The 17,278-nt window shown below is 67.7% G+C and carries 16 protein-coding genes; 8 read left to right on the top strand and 8 right to left on the bottom strand.

The window, feature by feature from the left end; translation table 11 throughout:
• Positions 1-98 precede the first annotated feature (98 nt).
• From GY40_RS00305 to GY40_RS00275, 7 genes are read left to right on the top strand one after another with little or no spacing between them, the layout of a single operon-like run.
• Positions 99-1,424 carry a M20 family metallopeptidase gene (locus GY40_RS00305; protein WP_038357706.1) on the top strand — a complete coding sequence of 442 codons (1,326 nt, stop codon included), beginning with the start codon at positions 99-101 and terminating at the stop codon, positions 1,422-1,424.
• Positions 1,425-1,435: 11 nt separating this feature from the next.
• Positions 1,436-2,989 carry an ABC transporter substrate-binding protein gene (locus GY40_RS00300; RefSeq protein ID WP_038357704.1) on the top strand — a complete coding sequence of 518 codons (1,554 nt, stop codon included), beginning with the start codon at positions 1,436-1,438 and terminating at the stop codon, positions 2,987-2,989.
• A 19-nt stretch (positions 2,990-3,008) separates the two neighbouring features.
• Entirely contained in the window at positions 3,009-3,956 is a 948-nt protein-coding gene (locus tag GY40_RS00295) for an ABC transporter permease (protein WP_038357702.1), read from the top strand.
• Positions 3,949-4,773 (top strand): ABC transporter permease, encoded by an 825-nt coding sequence (locus tag GY40_RS00290; protein WP_038357698.1) that lies wholly within the window; start codon positions 3,949-3,951, stop codon positions 4,771-4,773. Before GY40_RS00295 ends, GY40_RS00290 begins: the two co-directional genes overlap by 8 nt.
• Positions 4,774-4,776: 3 nt before the next feature.
• On the top strand, positions 4,777-6,396 hold the full coding sequence (locus tag GY40_RS00285; RefSeq protein ID WP_038357697.1) for a dipeptide ABC transporter ATP-binding protein: 1,620 nt from the start codon (positions 4,777-4,779) through the stop codon (positions 6,394-6,396).
• A gap of 17 nt (positions 6,397-6,413) precedes the next feature.
• On the top strand, positions 6,414-7,634 hold the full coding sequence (locus tag GY40_RS00280) for a M20 family metallopeptidase (RefSeq protein ID WP_038357696.1): 1,221 nt from the start codon (positions 6,414-6,416) through the stop codon (positions 7,632-7,634).
• Entirely contained in the window at positions 7,631-8,767 is a 1,137-nt protein-coding gene (locus tag GY40_RS00275; RefSeq protein WP_038357695.1) for a M24 family metallopeptidase, read from the top strand. Before GY40_RS00280 ends, GY40_RS00275 begins: the two co-directional genes overlap by 4 nt.
• Before the next feature lie 10 nt (positions 8,768-8,777).
• On the opposite strand, the gene GY40_RS00270 is transcribed toward GY40_RS00275, so the two are convergent.
• From GY40_RS00270 to GY40_RS27365, 7 genes are all read right to left on the bottom strand, one after another.
• A complete protein-coding gene (locus GY40_RS00270; RefSeq protein ID WP_038357693.1) occupies positions 8,778-10,085 on the bottom strand; it encodes a TRAP transporter large permease in 1,308 nt (435 codons plus the stop codon).
• The gene (locus GY40_RS00265; protein ID WP_038357691.1) at positions 10,082-10,624 is read right to left on the bottom strand and encodes a TRAP transporter small permease; all 543 of its coding nucleotides are present in this window, start codon (positions 10,622-10,624) and stop codon (positions 10,082-10,084) included. Before GY40_RS00265 ends, GY40_RS00270 begins: the two co-directional genes overlap by 4 nt.
• Positions 10,621-11,658, bottom strand: coding sequence for a TRAP transporter substrate-binding protein (locus GY40_RS00260; protein WP_081925031.1), 1,038 nt, complete (start codon positions 11,656-11,658; stop codon positions 10,621-10,623). Before GY40_RS00260 ends, GY40_RS00265 begins: the two co-directional genes overlap by 4 nt.
• 33 nt (positions 11,659-11,691) lie before the next feature.
• On the bottom strand, positions 11,692-13,353 hold the full coding sequence (locus tag GY40_RS00255) for an FAD-dependent monooxygenase (protein ID WP_038357689.1): 1,662 nt from the start codon (positions 13,351-13,353) through the stop codon (positions 11,692-11,694).
• A gap of 39 nt (positions 13,354-13,392) precedes the next feature.
• Positions 13,393-14,277: a fumarylacetoacetate hydrolase family protein gene (locus tag GY40_RS00250; protein WP_038357687.1), complete on the bottom strand. Its 885-nt coding sequence runs from the start codon at positions 14,275-14,277 to the stop codon at positions 13,393-13,395.
• 68 nt (positions 14,278-14,345) lie between these two features.
• Entirely contained in the window at positions 14,346-14,768 is a 423-nt protein-coding gene (locus tag GY40_RS26325; RefSeq protein WP_051987371.1) for a nuclear transport factor 2 family protein, read from the bottom strand.
• Between the two features lie 23 nt (positions 14,769-14,791).
• On the bottom strand, positions 14,792-15,373 hold the full coding sequence (locus tag GY40_RS27365; RefSeq protein WP_038357685.1) for a VOC family protein: 582 nt from the start codon (positions 15,371-15,373) through the stop codon (positions 14,792-14,794).
• Positions 15,374-15,532: 159 nt separating this feature from the next.
• Here GY40_RS27365 and GY40_RS00235 point away from each other — a divergent pair, with 159 nt between their 5' ends.
• A complete protein-coding gene (locus tag GY40_RS00235; RefSeq protein ID WP_038357683.1) occupies positions 15,533-16,471 on the top strand; it encodes a LysR substrate-binding domain-containing protein in 939 nt (312 codons plus the stop codon).
• Positions 16,472-16,556: 85 nt separating this feature from the next.
• Here the strand turns inward: GY40_RS00235 and GY40_RS00230 are convergent, their stop codons facing one another.
• Positions 16,557-17,189 (bottom strand): HAD-IA family hydrolase, encoded by a 633-nt coding sequence (locus GY40_RS00230; protein WP_038357681.1) that lies wholly within the window; start codon positions 17,187-17,189, stop codon positions 16,557-16,559.
• Positions 17,190-17,278: the final 89 nt, after the last annotated feature.

The raw sequence follows: 17,278 nt of genomic DNA, 5'->3' as shown, positions 1-17,278 counted from the left end.
AAGAGGATCCGCAAATGGCGCAGCCAACTGCGGCGTTTCAGTGGTTCCATCGCAGATCGTGCCAGCGCTGGACAAGCGCGGCGTGGCGGAGCTGAGGCATGTCAGGGACCACCTCCCCGCGGCAGGATGCGTCGGCGCTGGCTCAGGCCGGCGACTGGATTTCGGCCCATGCCGAGGGCGCCATCGCGGACCTCGGCCGGATGATCGCGGTCGACACCTCCTTCCCGCCGGGCCTCGGCTATGACGACTTCGCCGCGCTGATGGAAGAGCTCGTCGCGCCGCTCGGCTTCGCGACCGAGCGCGTCACCGTGCCGGAAGCGCTGTGGCGGGTTCCGCACGGCCCGGCCGCCGGCCCGCGCACCAATCTGATCGCCCGCCGCGCCAGCGGGCGGCCGGTCTGCGGCCTTTATTTCCACGTCGACACCGTGCCGGCCGCGGCCGGCTGGAAGACCGATCCGCTGCGGATGGAGCGCGAGGGCGAGTGCCTGATCGGCCTCGGCGCCGCCGACATGAAGGGCTGCGTCGCCGCGGTGCTGCTGGCCCTGCGGGCGGCCGAAGCCTGCAGCGTCCCGCTCGCCTACGACCCGATGCTGCTGCTTTGCACCGACGAGGAAGGCGGGCTCTATCCCGGCATCCGCTATCTCGCCGAGCAGGGCCGGCTCGAAGGCCACATCGTCAACTTCAACGGCAGCGCCGAGGCGCGGATCTGGGCCGGCTGCTTCGGGCTGTTCAACCTGCTGGTGCGAATCCATGGCGAGGCCGTTCATGCGGGCGAGGGTAACCGCCGCGGGCTCGGGCACAACGCGATGGACGGAGCGCTGCCCCTGCTCAATGCACTCGCCGCTCTGAAGGCACGCATCGCCTCGCGCGCATCGGCTCTGCCGCCGCCGCCCGGCAAGCCGCCGCTCACGGGACAGCTCAACGTCGCCACGATCAAGGGCGGCACCTCAGGCGGCCAGGTTCCCGCCCTTGTCGAGATGACGCTGAACCGCCGCTACGCGCCGGAAGAATCCTTCGAGGCCGCCTTGGCCGAGATCGAGGAGACCATCAGGCGCGCCGTCGCCTCGGTCCCCGGGCTGAACGTCGAGACGGCCCTCGTCGGCCATCTCGCTCCGACGGACGATCCGGGCGGGCCGCACTGGCCGCGCTGGCAGGCGGCGGTCGGCTCCGGCTTCGGCTATGCGCCGGAGGAGTTCCGCCGCTGGGGCGCTGCCAGCGCCTCCGATTTCGGTTGGGTCCAGCGCGCCACCGGGCACAGGGAAGTCCTGCTCGGCGGCCTCGGCCGGCCCTCCCGCAATATCCATGCGCCGGGCGAGCACACCACCAGCGGCGACATCGTCTCGCTGGCGCAGGCCGTGCTGAATTACCTCGCCGCCGATTTCCGGCCCGACATCAATCCCGATCTGAGCCCGTCCCTGAGCTGAAGGAGCGTTCCATGCCGAGCATCCATCGTCGCGATTTCCTCGCCGCTTCCGCCGCTCTGAGCGGCCTTGCGATGTCCGGCGTCCCGGCCTTCGCGCAGACGCCGCGCCGCGGCGGCACGCTGCGCGTCAGCGTCGACCAGGCGGTCTCCAAGCTGAACCCGCTCGTCACCCGCGTGAACCCGGAATATCTCGTCGCCGAATTGCTCTATTCGAGCCTGACGCGGCTGAAGGTCGATATGAGCGCGGAGCCCGACCTCGCGGAGTCCTGGACGAATTCGGCCGATCTCACCGAATGGACCTTCGTGCTCCGCAAGGGCCTGACCTTCCATGGCGGCTCGCCTTGCACGGCCGCCGACGTGGTCGCGACCTTCGAGGCGATCCTCGACCCGAAGACGGCTTCGCCCGCCCGCCAGAATATCGGGCCTGTCGCGAAGGTCGCCGCCAAGGACGAGACGACGGTCGTCTTCACGCTCTCGGCGCCCTTCGCCGACCTGCCGGTGACGCTGGCCTATCTCAACGCCAAGATCGTTCCCGCCGCCGTCATCAAGGGCGGCCTTGAAAAGCTCGACCGCCAGGCGATCGGCACCGGCCCGTTCAAGCTCGTCTCCTTCGAGCCGGAGCGACAGGTCGTCGTCACCCGCAACGACGCCTATTACGACAAGGCCCGCCCCTATCTCGACAAGATCGAGGTCCTGGTCTTCCCGGATGTCAGCGCCGAGGCTTCCGCTCTGATCTCCGGCGACACCGACCTGCTCGGCACCACGCCGCCGACCGAGTTCGGCCGGCTGCAGAAGGCCTCCGGCGTCAAGGCGCTGCGCCTGGCCTCCGGCCAGTTCTGCAACGTCAATTTCGGCTGCGACCAGAAGCCCTTCAACGATGTCCGCGTGCGCCAGGCCCTGGCGCTCACCGTCGACCGCGCCGCGATGGTCGACTTCGTGACCGAAGGCTTCGGCTCGCCCGGCAACGACACGCCGCTCAACCCCGCCTATCGCTTCCATGCCGACTTGCCGGCCAAGAAGGCTGATATCGCCAAGGCCAAGGCACTGCTCGCCGAAGCCGGCTACCCCAAGGGGCTCGAAGCGACGCTGATCGCCTCCGACCGGCCGGGCCAGCGCACGCAGCTCGCCGTCGCGCTGCGCGAGATGGCCAAGCCCGCCGGCTTCGACATCAAGGTCGAGACCATGCCGCACGCGACCTATCTCGACCAGGTCTGGAAGAAGGGCTCCTTCTATGTCGGCTTCTACAACATGCAGGCGACGGCCGACGCCATCTTCTCGCTGCTCTACACCTCCAACGCCGCCTGGAACGAGACGCGCTGGAACAACGCCGCTTTCGACAAGCTGGTCTCCGAGGCCCGCACCACGGTCGACGACGCCAAGCGCCGCGCGCTCTACGCCGAGGCGCAGAAGCTGATGTATGAGGAGGTGCCCTCGATTATCCCGGCCTTCTTCGATCTGCTGGCGGGGCAGCGCGATTGGGTGGAGGGCTATGAGCTCCATCCGCGCGGCTCGGTCTACCGGCTCGATTTCGTCTCGCTCGGCGCCAACGCGCCGAAGCGCGGCTGAGCGGAAACGGGCAGCGGACGTGTCGCCGGCCTATATCCTCAAGCGGATCCTGCTGATCGGCTACACGCTTCTCGTCGTGTCGCTGATCGTCTTCGCGATCACCCAGATCCTGCCGGCCGATGCCGCCGTCATGATGCTGGGCGAGAACGCGACGCCGGACGCGCTGGCGGCGCTACGTCTCAAGATGGGGCTGAACGACCCCATCTGGATGCAGTATCTGCACTGGCTCGGCGGGGTCGTGCGCGGCGATTTCGGCGTCTCGATGCGCACCGGCCAGCCGGTCGCACCGGCGATGATCGAGGCGCTCGGCCGCTCGCTGCTGCTCGCCCTGTTCTCGATCGTGCTGATGCTGGCGGTCGCGATCCCGCTCGGCATCGTCGCGGCGGTGCGCCGCGGCCGGGCGGCCGATCTCGGCGTCAGCTTCCTCTCCTATATCGGCGTCTCCTTGCCGGAATTCGTCACGGCGACGCTGGTCGTTCTGGTGCTGGCCGATTGGCTGCAATGGCTGCCAGCGACCGGCTATGTGCCGCTGACCGAAGACCCGCTGCGCGGGCTTAAGCATCTCGTCCTGCCGGTGCTGACGGTGTCGATGATCCTGATCGCCCATGTCTCGCGCATGGTGCGCTCCGAGCTCGTCGACGTGCTGCATTCCGACTACATCCGCGCCGCCCGGCTGAAGGGCCTCTCGAAGCGGCAGGTGCTTTTCAAGCATGCTTTGCGCAACGCGCTGCTGCCGACCATCACCATCGTCGCGCTCGATGTCGGCTACCTGCTCGGCGGCGTCATCGTGGTCGAGGAGATCTTCGCCCTGCCGGGGATCGGGCGCCAGCTCATCGTGGCGATCCAGGCGCGCGACCTGCCCTCGATCCAGGCCGGCGCGCTGATCATGGCGACGACCTATGCCGTCGCCAATTTCCTCGCCGACATCGCTTACGCCTGGCTCGACCGGAGGATCCAGTATGATTGAGATCCTCAAGCGCATGCTGCGCTCGCCGCAGGGCGCGCTCGGCCTCGTCATCGTCGGCCTGATCCTGCTCGTCGTGATCGTCGGGCCGTGGTTCGCGCCCTACGATCCCGAGAAGATGGCGCCGCTGATGCGCTACAAGCCGCCGAGCGCGCAGTTCTGGCTCGGCACCGACCAGTACGGCCGCGACATCCTGAGCCGGCTTCTGCACGGCGCCCGCGCCACCGTCGTCCTGGCCATTCTGGCGACGGCGCTCGGTACGCTCGTCGGCGCCGTCATCGGCACCGTCTCGGCCTTTCTCGGCGGGCGCAGCGACGAGGCGATCATGCGCACCGTCGACGCGATCATGTCGATCCCAAGCCTGCTGCTGGCGCTGCTGATCGTGAACCTGCTCGGCAAGAGCAGCCTCAACGCGCTGCTCGCCATCGCGCTCGCCTTCGCGCCGGGCATGGCGCGGGTGACGCGTTCGGTCGCGCTTTCCGTGCGCAAGCAGGACTATGTCAATGCCGCCATCGCGCGCGGCGAGAGCGCGGCCTTCATCGTCGGGCGCGAGATGCTGCCGAATGTGGTGGCGCCGATCATCGTCGAGATGACCATCCGCGTCGCCTTCGCGGTGATGCTGTTCGCGACGCTCTCCTTCCTCGGGCTGGGGGCGCAGCCGCCGGCTTCCGAATGGGGGCTGATGGTCTCGGAGGCGCGCCGCTTCATGCATCTGAGCGCCTGGATGATCCTGTGGCCGAGCCTTGCCGTCGCGCTGGTCGCGATCGGCTTCAACCTGCTCGGCGACGGGCTGCGCGACGCGCTGAACCCGAGGAGCTGAGCGATGGGTGCGATTCTCGACATCGCCGGCTACGGCCTCGACTACGCGACGCCGGCCGGCTTCACCCGCGCCCTCGACGACGTATCCCTGTCGGTCGCCAAGGGCGAGGTGCTCGGCCTCGTCGGCGAATCCGGCTCCGGCAAGACCTCGCTCGCCTGGGCGATCATGCGCTATCTACCGCAGAGCGCGCGCGAGGCGGGCAGCGTCGCCCTGACGGGCCAAGACCTGCTCAAGGCGTCCGAGACCGAGATCGATGCGATCCGCGGCAAGCGCATCGGCATGGTCTTCCAGGACCCGAGCACCTCGCTCAACCCGACACTGCCGCTCGGCGAGCAACTGGCTGAAGTGCTGGTGCGCCATCGCGGTCTGACGCGGAAGCAGGCCTGGGCCGAGGGCGAGGAGCGCCTCGCCCATGTCGGCCTCAAGGTGCCCCGGCAGATGATGCGGCGCTATCCGCACGAAGCTTCCGGCGGCGAGAAGCAGCGCGTCGTCATCGCCACCGCCTTCGCCTGCCAGCCGGAATGCATCATTTTCGACGAGCCGACGACCGCGCTCGACGTCATCACCGCCCGGCAGATCCTCGACCTGTTCAAGGAATTGCAGGCCGAGACCGGCGTCGCCTCGCTCTACATCTCGCACGACCTCGCGCTGGTCTCGCAGATCGCCACCAAGGTCGCGGTGATCCATCGCGGCAGGATCGTCGAGCAGGGCGCGCTCAGTGAGGTCTTCGCCCGGCCGCAGGACGCCTATACGAAGAAGCTGCTCGCCGCCGTGCCGCGGCCGGACCATCGGCTGGTCGAGACGCAGGCTCCTGAAGCCGGCAAGCCGCTGGTCGAGGTCGAGAAGGTCAGCGTGCTCTATGGCCGCAAGCCCTTCCTCGGCAGCCTGCTCGGCCGGACGAATACGCAGTTTACCGGCAATCGCGAGGTCAGCCTCTCGGTGATGCCAGGCGAGATCCTCGGCATCGTCGGGGAGTCCGGCTCGGGCAAGTCGACGCTCGCCAAGGCGATGACGGGCCTGAACCGTTTCGAGGGAGAGATCCGCTTCGCCGGCCGCCGCATCACCGGTCTCTCCGACATGGACCGGGCCTATCGCCGCGACGTCCAGATCATCTTCCAGCACCCGGATTCCTCGCTCAATCCGCGCCAGCGCATCCGCGAGATCCTGTCGCGGCCGCTCGCGCTCTATGGCGAGCCGGGGGCGAGGCGGGACGGCGCGAAGATCGGTGAATTGCTGGAGCAGGTCCGGCTGCCGGCAGCTTACGCCGAGCGCTACCCGCACCAGCTCTCCGGCGGCGAGAAGCAGCGCGTCGCCATCGCGCGCGCCTTCGCCTCGAAGCCGAAGCTCGTGATCTGCGACGAGATCACCTCGGCGCTCGACGTCTCCGTGCAGGCCTCCGTGGTCGAATTGCTGGTCGACCTGCAGAAGCGCTTCGGCACGGCCTATCTCTTCATCACCCATGATCTCAATCTGGTGCGCCAGATCGCCCATCGGATCGCGGTGATGTACCGCGGCGACCTCGTCGATCTCATCGATATCGCGACGCTCTCGACCGGGCCCCTCCATCCCTACACCCAATCCCTGCTCGAAGCCGTGCCTGCCCCGGCCACGGCTGCTGCCTGACATCAGAGGCCACATCCATGAACCCGCGCGACCTGATCCATTCGCTCGACGAGAAGGCCTGCCTCGCGCTCCTCTCGGACTGGGCGAAGCACAAGAGCTATTCGGAGACCGAGGGCGAGAAGGCGCTGGTCCGCCACGTCGTCGGCCAGATGAAGGCGATGGGCATCGAGGCGGAAGAGCAGCCCTTCGACGAGGGGCGCCGCGCCAACGCCATCGGCCGCTGGAAGGGCACGGGCGGGGGCAAGAGCCTGCTGTTCAACGGCCATCTCGACACCAACCCGGCGACCGAGGGCTGGACCGTCGATCCCTGGGGCGGCCTCGTCGATGACGAGTTCATCTACGGCATCGGCGTCTCCAACATGAAGGCGGGCGACGCCGCCTCCTACTGCGCGGTCAAGACGCTGCTCGATGCCGGGGTGAAGCTGAAGGGCGACGTGATCCTGACCTATGTCGTCGGCGAATTGCAGGGCGGCGTCGGCACGGTCGCGGCGATCCGCAACGGCATCCGCGCCGACTATTTCGTCAACAGCGAGCCGACCGACGTGCAGGCCGTGACCATGCATGCCTGCGCCTTCTCCTTCGTGATCGAGCTCACCGGCAATACCCGCCACCTCTCCAAGCGCGAGCAGGCGGTCGACGCGATCATGGCCGCCTGCGACCTGATCCCGCGCCTGAACGCCATGACGTTCTCGGGCGCACCGTCGCCCGAGCATGAATCGATCAACCGCGTCCATGTCGGCGTCGTCCATGGCGCGCTCGGCAAGGAGCTGCACGAGTGGCGGGCGCCGCAGGTGGCGGATTATTGCAAGCTCAAGGGCTCCGGCCGCTATGCGCCTGGCCAGACGCAGGAAGGTGCGCTCGGCGACATGCAGCGCGAGCTTACCGCGCTGGAACAGCGCTTTCCGGGGCTGAAGACGTCGATCCGCATCGAGAAGAAGGAAGGGCATCAGTCGATGCCGGCCTTCGAAGTCGCCAAGGACGCCCGCATCGTCAGGACCGTCAACGCGGCCTATGAGGCGGTGCGCGGCGAGAAGCAGCCGACGGGCGCGATCAAGCCGCCGGGCTTCTTCGGCACCGATGCCGGCCATCTCTATGCCGAGGCCGGCATGGAGGGCATCGTCTGCGGGCCGGGCGGGCGCTACAACACCATGCCCGACGAACGTGTCGAGATCCGTGATTTCCTCGACATGGTCCGCATCTACATGCTGACCATCCTCGACATCTGCGAAGTCGCGTGAGCCCGCTCTTCCCGCGCGAGGAATTCGCCGCGCGGGTGGCCAAGGCCCGCGCGGCGATGGCGGAGGCCGGCGCGGAGCTTCTGCTGGTCGACCATGCCGAGTTCCTGGCATGGCTGACCGGCTACACCGTCTCGGAGACGATGTATCGCGCCGCCTTCCTGCCCCGCCAGGGCGAGCCCTGGTTCGTGCTGCGCGAGCTCGATGCCGGCCCTTGCCGCGACGCCTGCTGGTTTTCCGATGTCGTCGGCTTTCCGGACACGGCCGAGCCGCAGGCCGTGATGGCCGAGGAGCTCCGCCGTCGCGGCTTCGCGAAGGCCCGCATCGGCGCCGACCACGCCTCCTATGGTTTCACGGCCGCGACGCGGGACCGCTTCGCGGCGCTGTTGCCGGATGTGCGCTTCATCGATCTGCCGCGGGCGAGCGACCTGCTCCGAGCGGTGAAGTCGCCGGCCGAGATCGCCCTGATCGCGGAAGCCGCCGGCATTGCCGACAAGGCGATGGCCGCCATCGCCGCGCAGGCCCGACCCGAGCTTTCGCCAAGCGCGGCGGCGGCGATCGCGGCGGCCTCCTTCCTGGAGAACGGCGCCGATACCGGCGAGACGGGGCCGATCCTGCCGGGCGTCGGCGATCATGAATTCCTGCATGGCGTCATGACCGCCGATCCGCTGGCGGATGGCGACATCCTGCATGTCGAATTGATCCCGAAGCGCCGCAATTACGGCGCGAGGCTGATGCGGCCGGTGCTGATCGGTGCCGACCGGCGCGGGCTCTCGCCCCTCGCCGAGCGCCTCGTCGCCTTGCAGGACAGGCAGTTCGCGGCGATGCGGCCCGGCGCCCTCGCCTGCGAGGTCGATGCGGTCCTGCGCGAGGCCGTGCTCGCCGAGGGCCTGCGCCCGGCCTATGACAACGTCACCGGCTACACGCTGGGCCTCTACGGCCGCACGCCGCGCACCAGCGACTTTTCGCGCGTCTTCCTGCCCAATGCCCGCTGGCGGCTGGAGGAGGGCATGGTCTTCCACATGTATGTCTCCGCCGCCGGCCTGGGTTTCAGCGAGTCCGTCGTCGTCGAGGCCGGGGGCGGGAGGCGGTTGACCTCGACGCCCCGCGCGATGCTGACAAGCCACCTGCGCTGAGGCGCGAACGTCACAGCCCCCCGAGATGGCGCGGCAGCCAGAGCGCAAGCTCGGGCCAGGCGAGCAGCAGCGCGATCAGCACGAAAGGCGCGACCAGGAACGGCAGGACCCCGCGATACATCGCGCCCAGGCCGATCTCCGGCGCCTGCGTGCGGATGACGAAGAGGTTCATCCCGACCGGCGGGTGGATCAGCCCAATCTCGACGACGATAACCAGAAGGACGCCGAACCAGATCGGATCGTAGCCCGTCGACAGCACGAGCGGCAGCAGCACCGGCACCGTCACCAGCACCATGCCGATCCCTTCGAGGAAGCAGCCGAGGAAGACGTAGAAGGCGACGAGCAGCAGCATGACCGCCAGCGGCGGCAGGCCGAGGGCATTGATGCCCCGGACCACGGATTGGGCCATGCCGGTCTGGACGACGAAGTAGGAAAAGATCGTCGAGCCCAGCACGATCAGGACGAGATTGGCGGTGATCCGCGTCGTCTCTGTGAAGGCCGTGCCGACATCGCCGGGCTTGAAGCCACGCCGCAGCAGCCCCAGCAGGAGCGCACCGAAAGCGCCGACGGCGGCGGCCTCGGTCGGGCTGAACCAGCCCAGATAGATGCCGCCGAAGGTGACCGCGAACAGCAGCACGACGTCCCAGATCGAGAGAACCAGGCGTAAGGACTGGGCCCGCCCGTCCGTCGGCAGGCGCGGTGCCGCCTCGGGCCTGAGCCTGACCCAGATCGCGACGGTGGCGAGGTACAGCGCGGTCAGAACGAGGCCGGGAATGAGCGCTGCGGCGAACAGCTTGATGATCGAGAGCTGCGCGATGATGCCGTAGATCATCAGGATCAGCGATGGCGGGATCAGGATGCCGAGCGTCCCGCCGGCGGCGACCACGCCCGCGGCGAGCGCAGGCGAATAGCCCGCTTTCAGCATCTGCGGGATCGAGATCCGGCTCATCGTCGCCGCCGTCGCCAGCGAAGAGCCGCAGACCGCGCCGAACGCCGCCGAGGCACCGACCGCCGCCATGGCGAGCGAACCGCGCATGCCGGCGAAGACGGCATTGCTGGCGCGGAAGAGATCGCCCGAAAGCCCGGCCATGGTCGCGAGCGCGCCCATCAGCGTGAACAGCGGCAGCACCGAGAGCGCATAGGCCGAGGAGAGTTCGAGCGGCACCGCGCCGAAGACGAGCCGCGCCTTGGCGAAACCGTCGATCGCGGCATAGCCGACGAAGCCGACGAGGCCGAGCGCGACCGCGACGGGGATGCGGGCGAGGATCATGCCGACGAGCGTCGCCATGCCGATCAGGCCGATCGAGGTCGCGCTCATGGGGTAGCCTCCTCGTGGCGGTGGAGGGTTGGGGCCTGCGTCTCGGCGCCCGGCGGCTGCAGGGCGGCCCTGATCTGCGCCCCGATCCGGCGCAGGACGACGAGCATGGACACGACGAGGGCCAACTCGATCGTCAGCAGCAAGGTCCAGATCGGAACCGGCAGATCGGGCTTCTGATCGCCGAAACGATAGGCATCCGCGAGCGGCTGCCACAGCGTGGCAGCCAGCAGGCCGAGGAAGGCCAAGGTCGCGATCTCCCCGATCAGGGTCATGCGCCCGAGCGTGCGCGGGCTCACCATCGTGTCGAAGAGATCGACCTTGATCAGTTCGTCGCGCCGGAAGCACTCCGGCAGCGCGAGAAAGGCGACGAGCACCAGCGTGACCTCGACGAGATCGAGCGTGCCGTGGATCGGCCGGTTGAAGGCGAGGCGCCCGCCGATGTCGAACATCGTCCAGAACAGCATCACGGCGAGGGCTATCGCGCCGCAAAGGGTGAGAAGGCGGGCGGGATCGAGCCGCGAACCCGCGCGACCGTTCACTGCGCCCTCCCCACGGCGGCGCGCAGCCGCTCGTAGAAGCCGCGCGCCTTCGGGTTCTTCGCTTCGGCCTTGGCCAGGAAGGTCGCGGCCAGCGGCTTGGTCTTCTCCTCGAAGGCGGCGCGCTCGGCCGGCGTCAGGTCGAGGATATCGACCTTGGCCGCACGCAAATAAGCCTCGCCCTCATCCTCCGCCGCGTCATAGAGCGCGCCGATCTTGCGGGCGGCTTCCGGGCCGGTGGTCTCGTCGATGAGCTTGCGCAGGTCCTCCGGCAGCGATTTGTAGCGTTCGGCGTTCATGACCAGCGCGAAAGTGCCGGCGGAAGCCTTGACCGGCGTCACCGACTTGATGCTCTCGGCCATCTGGAAGGATTTGGCGGCCTCGTAGTTGAACAGCATCCCCGCGATCGTGCCCTTGGCGAGCGCGTCCGAGAGTTCGGCCGGCGCGACGGCGGCGGGGCTACCGCCCCAGGCCTCGATGATCGCCGAGGCGATCGGCCCGTTGTGCCGGATGCGCAGGCCGCGCACGCCTGCGGGATCGCGCACCGCGCCCTTGTTGAAGAACAGGCTCACTGTCGGCGTCGCGATGAAATAGAGCAGCTTGGTGCCCTCGTGCTCGGCGGCGAGATCGTCGGCCATCCCCGTCACGATCGCGGATGCCTCTGCCGTGCTGATCGCCTTCGAGGCAGCGCCCTCACCCCGATTGAAGACATAAGGGAGCTGGGTGATCTCGGTCAGCGGGAAGCGGCCAGGCAGCGCGCCATGCAGGAAGAAGGCGATATCGGCGACGCCGGTGCGGGCGAGGTCGTATTGCCGCGGCATCGGCCCCATCTGCGCCGCCGGGAAGATGGTCAGCTTGAGCCGACCGTTCGAGCGCTTGGCGAGTTCCTCGCCCCATTCCTCCAGTTTCTTGTGAAGCTGATGGTTCGGCGGCAGGTAATGCGAGACCTTGAGCTCGATGGTTTGCGCGAATGCCGCCACCGACAAGGACAGGCTGAACAGCGCACCAAGCAGGGCGCCCACCACTCCTCGTATCATCGTTTCCTCCCCGGTTGTTTTATCGTTGGGTCTTCAGGCTGCCGTCGCGGATACCGGCGTGACGGCTCCCTTTGCGATGGTGCCGGTGACATGGGCGAGCAGCCCCGCCGCATCGGCAGGCAGGGCGTCGCCGCGCCAGGCGACGTACTGGTCGGGCCGGATCAGGGCGAAACGCGCGCCGTAACGCGCCGGCAGACGCCGGTCGGCCGGAGCGAGAACCGTCAGCGGGATGTCCAGAGCCGCGGCCCTGGCAGAGAAATCCGCCGCCTGCCCGGCCTCGCCCGCCGTGACCAGCAGCGTGAACCCATCTCCGAAATGGTCATAGAGCGACGAGTCGTCGGCCAGCCAGAGGTGCGGGGCAAGGCAGCCGGGATGGGCCGAGGGCACATAGAGCATGAAATGCTCCGGCGGCGGCTCGCTGCCATCGGAAACGATGATCGGCGAATCCTCGTAGCGCGAGCCCAGCACGATGCCGAGCGTCCGGAATTCGCGCAGCTTGGTCGCCTCGATGATCTCGCCGACCTCGCGGCGCGTCGCCTCGCCGAGCGGCCCCGGATCCTCCAGCCCCGGCCGGACGAGCTGGTTGCTGAGCACGCCGTAATTGATCACCGCTTCCGCGATGGTGCGCTCATGCACCTTGCGCCGCTCGGCCTCGTAGCTCGCCAGCAGTTCCGGCCCGCCCCAGCCCTGGAGCGTGGCCGCGAGCTTCCAGCCGAGATCGACGGCATCGCCGATGCCCATATTCATCCCGAAGCCGCCGAAGGGCGGATGCAGATGGCAGGCATCGCCCGCCAGGAAGACGCGGCCCTTGTCGTAGCGATCGGCGACGAGCTTGTGCGCCACCCACGGATCCTTGCCGACGATCTCGATTGCGAGGTCATGGAGGCCCGTACCTTGCCTGATCAGCGCGACCGGGTCGACGCTCGCCGGATCGACGTCATTGGCGAGCTTGGTGACCATGAAGAACCACAAGCCCTCGCCGTCCATCGGGCCGAGCAGCGAGGGCAATTCCTCATTGACCATCCAGTACATGATCGCCTCGCCATGCGCGTGGCGGCGGGCGAGGTCGGGCGCGCGGAAGATGATGTTGTAGTTGCGCGAATAGGCCCGGTCGCCGGTCATCACCGCGCCGATCGCGTCGCGGACCAGGCTGCGCGCGCCATCGGCACCGATCAGGTAGGAACTGCTGACGCGGCGGACCGCCCCGGTCACGAGATCCTTCAGCTCACCCGTGACGCCGCTGCCGTCCTGCTCGAAGGCGGTCAGTTCGGTGCTGAAGCGGATCGTCACGCCGGGCAGCGAGGCGGCATGCTCACGCAGGACTTCTTCCAGCACATATTGCGGCACCCATTGCGCCGATTCCGAATAGAGGTCGTTGCGCGCCGGGCTGCCGTTCAGCGCATTCTCGAAGCGCGCGAGCCCGGGGCCGGTCATCCGCGTGGCGAAGACGACGTTCGAGGGATAGTCGCGCGGGATCGGCGAGACCTCGCGCAGCCTGTCCGCGATGCCCCAACGACGCAGATGCTCGCGCGTGCGGACATTCGTCGTCTTGGCGCGCGGCGCATAGCCGACGCGGTCGTTGCGCTCGACCACGAGGCAACGGATGCCGCGGCGGCCGAGCTCGATGGCGGCGGCCAGCCCCACCGGGCCGGCGCCAGCAATCAGCACGTCGACATCCCAACCGCTGTCTTTCACCGCGCGCTCCTTCCGTCCTGCGCCGCACCGTCCGCCCGTTCAGGCGGCGCTCCGCACGGCTTCTTCCTGGGCAATGGGGTTGACCAGCAGGCCAATGCGCTCGACCTCGACCTCGCAGACATCGCCCGGCTTCATGAAGAGCGGCGGCTTGCGCGCCACGCCGACGCCGGCCGGCGTCCCGGTGACGATGACGTCGCCCGGCTCCAGCGTGATCGCCTCGCTGATGATCGCAATCAGGCTCGCCACGTCGAAGACCATGCTGTCGGTCGAGGCGCTCTGGACGGTCTGGCCGTTGAGCCGGGTCTCGAGCTTCAATCCCCTGGCGCCCGGCGGCAATTCATCGGCCGTGACCAGCGCCGGTCCGAAGGCGCCGGTTCCGTCGAAGTTCTTGCCGACGGTCCATTGCGGCGCCTTGAACTGGTATTCGCGCACCGAGCCTTCGTTGAAAACGGCGTAGCCGGCGACATGGTCGAGCGCACGGGCCTTCGGAACATGCTTGGCGCGCCGGCCGATCACCGCCGCGATCTCGCCCTCGTAATCGAGCTGATCGGAGAGGTTCGGGCGGATCATCGGTGCGCGGTGGCCAATCAGCGTCGTCGAGAAGCGGCCGAACAGCGTCGGATAATCCGGCTGCTTGAAGCCGCTCTCGGCCGAATGGTCGGCATAGTTCAGGCCGACGCAGATGATCTTGCCGGGGCGGGGCAGCACCGGCAGGAAGGTCGTCCGCTCCGGGTCGAGCAGCGCCGATGAAGGCGCCTTGTCGAGCGCGGCGGCGATGGCCGCCCGCGCCACCTCCCCGCCTTCGACGAAAGCGAGCATGGACCCCGGCAGGCCGGAACCGGCTTCCGAGAGATCAATGAGATCCTGGCCGCGATAAGCCGCGAGCCGGGCCTTGCCGTCGCGAAGAATGGTGGCGAGACGCATGAAGGCTCTCCTTCCAATGGGGTAAAAGGCATCGGTCGCCACTGCGGCCGGAGCGGAAGCGATCGGTGTCAGGCTTCGCCGAAAAGCACGGCGAGGCGTCGCTCGGCGAAGCGCCAGGCCCCGTCCGGCTCCTTGCGATAGCGGTCGGCGTATTCGCAGATCAGGAACGGCGCGGCCGCACCCGGCCCCGGCCCGTCATGGCGATAGAGCGTCAGCACGACGCAGCCGTGCGCCGCATCGGACGAGACCGGCTCGATCAGGATGTTGCTCTGGACATGGCGGGAGCGGCGCTCGCGCATTGCGGCACGTTCCGCACCCCATGTCGCGATGGCGGCACGCCCGAGCTTGTCCGGGCCGACGCCATAGAGCCCGGCATCCTCCGTGAAGAGCGCGCCGATGCGATCCGCCTCGCCATGGTCGATCAGCCAGGCATGGCGCTGGATCAGATCCTCGATCGCCGCACGATCCTCTGGGTTCAACGACAGCGTCATCGCGGACGAACCTCCGCCCACCGTCAGACCGGCAGGCCGAGATCGGGCGGCGCGCCGGCCGGCTCGTAGTCGCCCTTGCGCATGCCGAGATGCAGCGCATCGAAGCCCGAACCCGCCCTATGGGCCTGGTAGACGCGCTCGGGGTCGAAGAAGGTGCCGATCGGATTGGCCTTGAAGTCCGTCGAGGTCCGCATCCACTCGCTGGACTGCTTCCAGTCGCCGTAGGTATCGCATTGCAGCTCGACGAAATTGCCCTCGGGATCGCGGTAGTAGATCGAGATCGTCATGCCGTGGTCGAGGCTGAAGGCCGGCAGGATGCCCTCGTCGCGCAGCCGGGCATAGGACGACATCAAATCGTCGAAGCTCTCATATTCGAAGGCGCTATGGTGCATGCCGTTATGGCTGCGCTTGTCAGGGTCGTCGCCGAGACCGGGCGCCGACAGGAAGGCGACACGGTGATTGGCCGCGTCATTGGTGGTCCAGGCATTGTTCGCATCCTGGAAATTCGGCGTGGCGCCGACGACTCGGCCATACCAGGCGACCATTTCGGCGAGCCGGCTGGTCTTGAAGGTGACGTGATGGAAGGCGGGCTTGATGATGTCCATGCGTTCCTCCTGCGGTGCCATTCTTCCCCGGAGGGCGCGGCGCCTGCGTTTTCGGTGGAACAGAGCTAGCGGAGGGAGATATACCTGAACAGATGACAAGAATGCCGGAGCGATCATCATCTGATATCGCTTGAGGCTCTTCGCGAGGGAGACGCGAGGATGAAGCTTCATCATTTCGAGGAGGTCGTCGCGATCGCCGAGCGCGGCAGCGTCCGGGCGGCATCGCGCCATCTGCGCGTGGCGCAGCCGGCGCTGACGCGCAGCCTCGCGCTGCTCGAACGCGAGCTGGGCGCGCCCTTGTTCGAACGCCGCGCGCGTGGCGTCGTCGCCACCCCTTTCGGCCAGGCCTTCATCACGCGTGCGCGTTCGATCCTGTCGGAGATCCGACGCACGCGCGAGGAGATGGAGCAGTTGCGCGGGGCGGGCACCGGCACCGTGACGGTCGGGCTTTCGATCGCCGCGCATCTGGCGCTGCTGCCGTCGAGCCTGCGGCCCTTTCGCCAGCGCTATCCGAACATCAAGCTGCATATCATCGAGGGCTTCTATCCCACGCTCGAAACAAGGCTGCGGGACGGCTCCGTCGATTTCTACATCGGCCCGGAGGGCGGCGCGCAATCTGTCCCCGAGCTCAGCCTCGAAGTGCTGTTCCAGAACCGGCGCGTCGTGCTCTGCCGGACCGGGCATCCGCTGGCGGGCGCGACGTCGCTGCGCGATCTCGTCGGGCAGGATTGGGTGACGACATCGATCACGGCAGACGACAGCGCCGAGATCAACGCGTTCTTCGCGCGCCACGATCTGCCGGCGCCGCATCTCGCGGTGCGCAGCCAGTCCGCCCTGACCTTGCTGACCTGTCTCGCCAACACCGACCTGCTCGCGATGGTGCCGGGCCAATGGCAGGATTTCGAGATGACCGGACAGGCCCTGACCACGATCAAGATCGCCGAGACGCTGACGGCTCCGGCGCTCGTGGTCGTGCGCCGGGCCGACCTGCCGCTCACGCCAGCAGCGCTTCACCTTCTCGACCTGATGCGGCGGGCGACGTCCCGGCTCGAGCCGCCCGGCAGGTTATCGCGCCCGACAGGAGACGCGGCGATCTAGAGCATTTCCGCGTTTCTCCGAATCGCAGAGATGCTCTATCGCATTTTCTTCACGCGAACCGGTGTCCACTTCGCTCGAAAATGCTCTAGCGGGCGAGCAGAAGTGCCGTCAGCTCCTCGGGCGTTGTCGCGAGCGCGCCCGCCTTCGCGGCCAGGAGCGCGTCGGGATGGGAAAGGCCCCACCCGACCGCGATGCAGTCGATGCCGGCGCGACGGGCCGCCTCGACATCGCGAACCTCGTCACCGACGGATATCGCCTGCACCGGCATCAGCTTCAGCTGCTTCAGCACGCGCTTGAATTTCGCCGACTTGCCGAAAAGCGACGCCCCGCTCTCATAGACATCGATCAATGCGGCCGATCGGCCGAGCAGGGCGCGGACATTCTCTTCGCTATTGGAGGTGACGATCGCCAGATGCAGCCCCTGCCCCTTCAACAAGGCCAGGAGGCCACCGACCCAGGCATAGAGCTCGATCTGATCCAGATTCTCGGAGGCCAGGCTGCGCATATGCCTCGCGATGATCGGCAGTTTCCATTTTGGAACGCCGAGCGTCTCCAGAATCTGCAACGGGGTCTGCCGCCGGAGCTGCTCGCGCTCCTCTTCCGTCGTTTGCCGAAAGCGATAGCGCTGAGCGACCTCGTTGAGGACGCCATAGAACCACTCCACGCTGGTCGCGAGGGTTCCATCGAAATCAAAGATGACCAACGTCTTTGGGGCCATTCAGGCCGCTTAAATGCTGCAGTGCGACTTAGCAACAATCGATGTGACGCAGGTACCCGCCGCACCCCTCGCCATCGCATCGTCGCTCG

Source organism: Allobosea sp. UNC402CLCol (assembly GCF_000745475.1).
GTDB lineage: Bacteria > Pseudomonadota > Alphaproteobacteria > Rhizobiales > Beijerinckiaceae > Allobosea > Allobosea spartocytisi.
Note: the sequence above shows the minus strand (reverse complement) of the source record. Positions and strands in the feature narration are given on the sequence as shown.